4 protein-coding genes are annotated in these 7,281 nt (G+C 40.0%); all 4 read left to right on the forward strand.

Annotation, left to right across the window (positions count from 1 at the left end; translation table 11 throughout):
• The first annotated feature begins 311 nt into the window (after positions 1-311).
• The 4 genes from ACE1AT_RS22455 (at position 312) to ACE1AT_RS22470 (ending at position 7,047) form a co-directional block, all read left to right on the forward strand.
• On the forward strand, positions 312-1,691 hold the full coding sequence (locus ACE1AT_RS22455; protein WP_374872371.1) for an IS110 family transposase: 1,380 nt from the start codon (positions 312-314) through the stop codon (positions 1,689-1,691).
• Positions 1,692-1,871: 180 nt separating this feature from the next.
• Complete coding sequence (locus ACE1AT_RS22460; protein WP_374872373.1) at positions 1,872-4,523, forward strand: DNA polymerase III subunit alpha; 2,652 nt, start codon at positions 1,872-1,874, stop codon at positions 4,521-4,523.
• Positions 4,524-4,631: 108 nt separating this feature from the next.
• On the forward strand, positions 4,632-5,282 hold the full coding sequence (locus tag ACE1AT_RS22465) for an OmpA family protein (protein WP_374872375.1): 651 nt from the start codon (positions 4,632-4,634) through the stop codon (positions 5,280-5,282).
• Between the two features lie 136 nt (positions 5,283-5,418).
• Positions 5,419-7,047, forward strand: coding sequence for a DUF1565 domain-containing protein (locus ACE1AT_RS22470; protein ID WP_374872377.1), 1,629 nt, complete (start codon positions 5,419-5,421; stop codon positions 7,045-7,047).
• The last annotated feature ends 234 nt before the right edge of the window (positions 7,048-7,281 follow it).

Consider the following 7,281-nt stretch of genomic DNA (forward strand, 5'->3'; position numbering starts at 1 on the left):
CAGGGTATCCCAGACCAATTAATCGTTGGGTTTCTTGAGGATTCGCTTCGATGTGCTCCAATACGGAACTCATAATTCTGGTGTAAAAAGACTTATATTATATTCTTTTACCACAGAACATTACTATTTCGGAGATGTCTAGTGGTGCAAATTGTGCCCGTATATGAGCCTGGTTCTGGGTGATGTTGGTGAATTTATTGGCGAAGTGGCAAGAGTCACTATCCCGGTTAAGAGATTAGATTTAGACACCGCACCCGGGTCAGGGTATATTCTTCGCTCCATGCGTTAGCTGTCGCATTTAGGAGGCTAATATGAACAAACAGGAATCTGCACCTAATTCATTTAATACTAATCTACCATTAATTAACATTAATGCAGCGGGAATTGATATCGGAGCGGATAGACACTGGGTCAGTGTGCCTATCGGACGAGACAGCGAGAATGTACGCAGTTTTGCCTGTTTTACTGCTGACCTTTATGCGATGGCTGACTGGCTGCATCAATGCGGTGTCACGACCGTAGCGATGGAATCTACAGGAGTGTATTGGTTACCAGTATACGAAGTATTGGAAAGCAGTGGGCTTGAGGTCAAACTTGTTAATGCTCACTATGTCAAAACTGTACCTGGTCGTAAAACGGATGTACTAGATTGCCAATGGCTACAACAGTTACACACTTATGGCTTATTGGCAGGTTCATTTCGTCCAGAAGACCAAATTTGTGTTCTCCGTAGTTACATCCGCCAACGCGATAATCTAATTAAAAGTACTTGTGTCCATGTACAACGGATGCAAAAAGCGTTGACTGAGATGAATGTACAACTGCATCGGGTAATTAGCGATATTACAGGTACTACTGGTATGGCAATTATCCGTGAAATTGTTGCCGGAGAACGCGATCCGAAGAAACTAGCGGCTTTCAAAGATGGACGCATCAAAGCTAGCTCGTCAGAAATTGCATCGGCTTTAACAGGTAACTATCGTCCAGAATTGGTGTTCATTCTGCAACAAGAGTTACAACTTTACGAGTTTTACCAACAACAAATTGCTACTTGTGATTTCCAAATTGAGCAGTGTTTAATCTCCTTTGCAGACAAAGTTGATGTGACAAAAAAAACTTTACCTAAACCTAAACGCCGAGGCAAAAAGCAGCCAGGAAATGCGCCTCAATTTGACCTGCGTACTCATTTGTATCGGATTAGTGGTGTTGACTTCACTCAAATTAATGGTTTTGGTGGTTTGACCGTACTAATACTGCTTTCTGAGTTAGGTTTAGACCCTTCTCGTTTTCCTACTGTAAAGCACTTTACCTCATGGTTAGGTTTGTGCCCTGGCAGCCGTATCACTGGTGGTAAAGTCAAAAGTTCTAAAACTCGTCCTGTTGTTAACCGGGCCGCCAATGCTTTCCGTATGGCTGCACAAACTCTGTGCCGGAGTCACTCTGCTTTGGGAGCATACTATCGACGTATGCAGGCACGTTTGGGTGCGCCCAAAGCAATTACCGCTGCTGCACATAAATTAGCACGTCTTTTTTATCGTCTTTGGACATCTGGAGGAGCCTATACAGACCCTGGTATTGATGCCTATGAGCAACAGTATCGCGAGCGCACGGTGAAGTATCTCCAGAAAAAAGCTCATTCTTTAGGCTTTAATCTCGTTGCTCAATCTACGGTGACGGAATGTGTTTCTTAAGAGAAATTAACGCCGACTTAAAAAGTATACTTTGCCAAGAGAATTTTCTAAAAAAAATACAATTCTTAATATTGGCAAACTGAGTTATCCTAAGATACCGTAGCTTTTGACATTTATTCAGTGTCAGTTATTAGCTTGATAACTGTTCCCTGTTCCCTGTTCCCTAAATAATAAACGCATATGTCTTTTGTTCCATTGCACATTCATAGTGACTACAGTCTGTTGGATGGTGCTAGTCAAATACCAAATTTAGTGGATCGTGCGATCGAACTGGATATTAAAGCGATCGCTCTGACGGATCATGGTGTGATGTATGGTGCGATCGAACTCATAAAAATTTGTCGCAACAAAAATATTCAGCCAATAATTGGCAATGAAATGTATATTATCAACGGCGATATTACTAAACAAGAACGCCGTCCTCGCTATCATCAAATTGTTTTAGCAAAAAATACTAAAGGCTATAAAAATTTAGTTAAATTAACAACTATCTCTCATCTCCAAGGTGTACAAGGCAAAGGCATTTTTTCTCGTCCTTGTATTAGCAAAGAATTACTCAAAACATACCATGAAGATTTAATAGTTACTAGTGCCTGTTTGGGTGGAGAAGTACCGCAAGCAATTTTGGCTGGTAAACTAGATGCAGCCCGCCGAGTTGCTCAATGGTATAAAGATGTATTTGGTGAAGATTATTATTTAGAAATTCAAGATCATGGTTCTCCCGAAGACCGAATTGTCAATGTTGAAATTGTCAAAATTGCGCGGGAATTAGGGATAAAAATTGTTGCGACCAATGATTCTCATTATATTTCCTGTTATGACGTCGAAGCACACGACGCCTTATTGTGTATTCAAACAGGGAAATTAATAGTTGAAGATAACCGGATGCGTTATAGCGGTACAGAGTATTTAAAGTCCGCAGAAGAGATGAAACAGCTATTTCGTGATCATCTACCGGATGATGTCATTGAAGAAGCGATCACCAATACTGTAGAAGTAGCAGAAAAAATCGAACCATACAATATTTTGGGTGAGCCGCGGATTCCCAATTATCCGATTCCATCTGGTCATACTGCTGATACTTATGTCGAGGAAATTGCTTGGCAAGGACTATTACAAAAACTAAATCGCAAATCCCGCAATGAAATCGATTTAGCTTACAAAGAAAGGCTAGAATATGAATTAAAAATGATTCAGCAAATGGGTTTTTCCACCTACTTTTTAGTTGTGTGGGACTACATCAAATTTGCGAGAGATAATGATATTCCAGTTGGACCAGGTCGTGGATCTGCCGCAGGTTCTTTGGTAGCCTATACTATGGGAATTACCAATATAGATCCTGTACATCACGGCTTACTTTTTGAAAGATTTCTTAACCCAGAACGGAAATCTATGCCGGATATTGATACGGATTTCTGTATTTCTCAAAGAGATAAAGTCATAGAATATGTAACAGAAAAATACGGTACAGAAAGAGTTGCCCAAATTATCACTTTTAACCGTCTGACTTCCAAAGCCGTGTTAAAAGATGTCGCCAGAGTGTTAAATATTCCTTATGCAGAATCAGACAAAATGGCGAAACTAATTCCTGTTTCACGGGGGAAACCTGCCAAGTTGAAAGTGATGATTTCTGATGATACTCCTGAACCAGAATTTAAAGCTAGATATGATAATGATCCAAGAGTCCGCCATTGGGTAGATATGGCAATTCGCATCGAAGGAACTAACAAAACCTTCGGCGTTCATGCAGCAGGTGTAGTCATTTCTGCTGATCCATTAGATGAAATTGTGCCACTTCAGAAAAATAACGATGGTTCTGTGATTACCCAGTATTTCATGGAAGATTTAGAATCACTGGGTTTGTTAAAAATGGATTTTCTTGGCTTGAAAAATCTGAGTATGATTCAGAAAACTATCGATTTAATTGAAAGTAATCATGGATTTAAGATTGACCCCTATGTAATTACTGCTCAGGAAAGAAAAGCTCAGAAAATATTAGCAAAAGGTGGAGAAGGCGCGAAACTTCCCCCAGATGTGAAAAAGACCTACGAATTATTAGAAGCAGGTGAATTAGAAGGAGTATTTCAGTTAGAATCTTCTGGAATGCGCCAGATAGTACGTGATTTGAAGCCTTCTAATATAGAAGATATTTCTTCGATTTTGGCGCTATATCGACCAGGACCACTAGATGCGGGGCTAATTCCGAAATTTATTAACCGCAAACACGGGCGGGAAAATATTGATTATGAACACACTATTTTAGAACCAATTTTAGATGAAACCTATGGAATTATGGTTTATCAAGAGCAAATTATGAAAATTGCTCAAGATATGGCTGGATATTCTTTAGGTCAAGCTGACTTGCTGCGTCGGGCGATGGGTAAAAAGAAAGTTTCCGAGATGCAGAAGCAGCGAGAAAAATTCATGGATGGTGCAGCCAAAAATGGTGTGAAGCAACAAATTGCAGATGCCTTATTTGAGCAAATGTTAAAGTTTGCCGAATATTGCTTGAGTTATGACACTGAAGTTTTGACTGTAGAATATGGATTTTTACCAATCGGAGAAATTGTCGAAAAAAGAATTGAGTGTACTGTTTACACGGTTGATAGTAATGGTTATATGTATACACAACCTATTGCTCAGTGGCATAATCGTGGTGATCAAGAAGTATTTGAATATGCTTTAGAAGATGGTTCGGTAATTCGAGCTACGAAAGATCATAAATTTATGACTAGTGAGGGGCAAATGTTACCAATTGATGAAATATTTGCAAAGGGATTAGACTTGCTGCAATTAATCTGTGAATCAAAAGATAATATCATGTCTGCTTGAATACTTGTATGATTCGTCGGTGTCGGTAATGGTAAAAACCAATGACATAAACTCAATGCCCAAGCTTTATGTCATAAGTAATTAGCCGGAATTGATATAATTTTTAAAATGTATTTACTTCGCTTTACTACTTACTTAGTAACTATTTTTCTACTTGGCACTGTTAATAATTTTGTATTCCATCTTCTGCCCAAGTTTAAAGATAACTTCTCAAATAATCAGGTGTTTGCCAAGCAATATCTGAATACACAAGTCTCAAAAATCAGATTATCAGAAGTTCCAATTCCCAATGTCAATTTTCCAGAGGAGGTTTTTCCAGAAGTTAAACTTTCAGAAATTACATGTTCAGAAATTCGTGTTCAGGAAAATAAAGACTTAACGATTATTACCTTGCCAGCTGATATTTTATTTTACTCTGGCAAAGATCAAATTCGTCCACAAGCAGAGAAAGCACTCAGTCAAGTTAGTCAAGCTATAAGCGATCGCTATCCTCATACTTGGCTACAAATTTTAGGACATACTGATTCTGTAGGTAGTGAAGCTGATAATCTCAAATTATCAGAGCAACAAGCGTTAGCAGTACAACGTTGGTTGAGTGAAAAAGGCGGTATAGACATTTCTTTGATCACAAAACAAGGCTACGGAGAAACTCAGCCGATCGCACCCAATAGTAATTCTGATAGTTCAGAGAACTCAGTAGCAAGCCAAAATAACCATCGGATTGAGATTGTGATCCAGAAAACATCAAATCATGTTTAAGAGGTGATAGATAGCGATCGCTACAGCACCAAAGAAATTTGTCACAACAAAGACTTTAACTTACTTTAAGGAATCCACTGCTACAAAGTTGAAGTGTAAGCGGTAGGATGTCAATGGCTTTTTTAAAAGTATAAATATGCCTCAAACTCTTTACGTAAATTCTGTTGTTGGCAATGATAGCGCTAGTGGTCTACCACAAGCACCTTTAAAAACTATTACACAAGCACTCAAGAAAGCTACTTCTGGTACGCAAATTCAACTCGCAGATGGTAGTTATAATGCTGTTGGTGGTGAAGTATTTCCTTTGTCGGTTCCAAGTGGAGTTTCGATAGTAGGTAATGAAGCTAACAAGGGCAGTAGTATATTGATTGAAGGTAGTGGTCAATACCTCAGCCGTACTTTTGCTGGCCAGAATGTCACATTTGTACTAGATAATGGTACAGAACTCAAGGGTGTCACTGTAATTAACTCCGCTACCCGTGGTAGTGGTGTGTGGGTAGAATCTACTAGTCCTACGGTTGTAAATTGCACTTTTACAAAATGTAAGCGAGAAGGCGTGTTTGTCACTGGCGAAGGTAATCCAGTGATCCGCAACAATCAGTTTATAGAAAATGCTGCCAATGGGATTGCGATCGCCAAGAATGCTAAAGGTGAGATTCAAGGTAATACATGCATTAATACGGGTTTTGGTATTGCCATTAGTGATACAGCTTCTCCTAAACTAATAGATAACAAAATTTCCGAAAATCGTTCTGGTATTGTCATCTCCGGTAGCGCCCGTCCTATATTACGTAATAATCTGTGCGAAAGAAATACCCAAGATGGTTTGACGGTGATCGCAAACGCTTTTCCAGATATTGGTATTACTAATAATCCAGGAGGTAATATCTTTCGTGGTAATGGTCAATTCGATCTCCAAAATGCCAGTTCTAACAAACTAACGTCTATAGGAAATCAAATAGATCCAGCGAAAATCAAAGGTTTGATCGATTTTCTTGATAATCAAGTTCCAACTCCAAGTCCAACACCCACACCAACCCCAACACCCACACCAACCCCAACTCCTACACCAAGTCCAACACCCACACCAGAACCCGAACCCGAACCATTTCCTGATCAAACACCAACTCCACTACCAACCCCAACACCCACACCTACACCTACACCCACACCTACACCTAGTCCCAGCAACTTAACTGATATTAGCAATCATTGGGCAATTGCTTTTATTCGGGAATTAGTCGAATTAGAAATAATTAAAGGTTTCCCCGATCGCACATTTAAACCCGATGCGACAATGACAAGGGCGCAGTATGCTGCGTTAATAGTCAAAGCTTTCAACCCAAGCGCCAAACGCCAAGCGATAAAATTTAAAGATGTCGCGCAGGATTTTTGGGCTAATAAAGTCATTCAACAAGCTTATCAAGGACAATTTCTCTCTGGTTATCCCGATAACACCTTCCGTCCCAACGATAATATCCAGCGTATACAAGTGATCGTTTCGCTGGTGAATGGACTAGGGTTAACCGCCAGTGGTAATAAAGCTATTAAACCCTACGATGACCAAACAAAAATTCCTGATTATGCCAAAGATGAGGTAATTGTTGCTAGTGAAAAACAAATTATTGTTAACTATCCCAAAACAAAGCAACTTAACCCTACCCGCGAAGCTACACGCGCAGAGGTAGTTGCGATGGTGTATCAAGCGTTAGTTGATGCTGATCGTGTGGCGGCGATTGACTCGCCTTATATTGTGGTGGCTTAGTTTTGAGAGGGTGGACAAAGATGCCCACCCTCTAAGAAGTTGGGGATCTTGTCTCTCACTAAGGATTTAAGCATGTTATGGCTCAATACGGTTCAGTTAAGAAGAAATGTAGGTTGGGTTGAGTGCAAGCGAAACCCAACAAAGCCTTGATAATGTTGGGTTACTCTGCGAGAAGCCGCGCAGGGCGCGTCTACGTTCCTCAAACGCCAGGTGCTACAACTCTTGGGACCCCCG

The sequence above is a fragment of the Pelatocladus sp. BLCC-F211 genome (genome assembly GCF_041928655.1).
Taxonomy (GTDB): Bacteria; Cyanobacteriota; Cyanobacteriia; order Cyanobacteriales; family Nostocaceae; genus Pelatocladus.

Excerpts from the sequence above, each read along its gene's own strand:
- ACE1AT_RS22455 (WP_374872371.1), top strand. The coding sequence starts at position 312 with ATGAACAAACAGGAATCTGCACCTAATTCATTTAATACTAATCTACCA.
- ACE1AT_RS22460 (WP_374872373.1), top strand. The coding sequence starts at position 1,872 with ATGTCTTTTGTTCCATTGCACATTCATAGTGACTACAGTCTGTTGGAT.
- ACE1AT_RS22465 (WP_374872375.1), top strand. The coding sequence starts at position 4,632 with ATGTATTTACTTCGCTTTACTACTTACTTAGTAACTATTTTTCTACTT.
- ACE1AT_RS22470 (WP_374872377.1), top strand. The coding sequence starts at position 5,419 with ATGCCTCAAACTCTTTACGTAAATTCTGTTGTTGGCAATGATAGCGCT.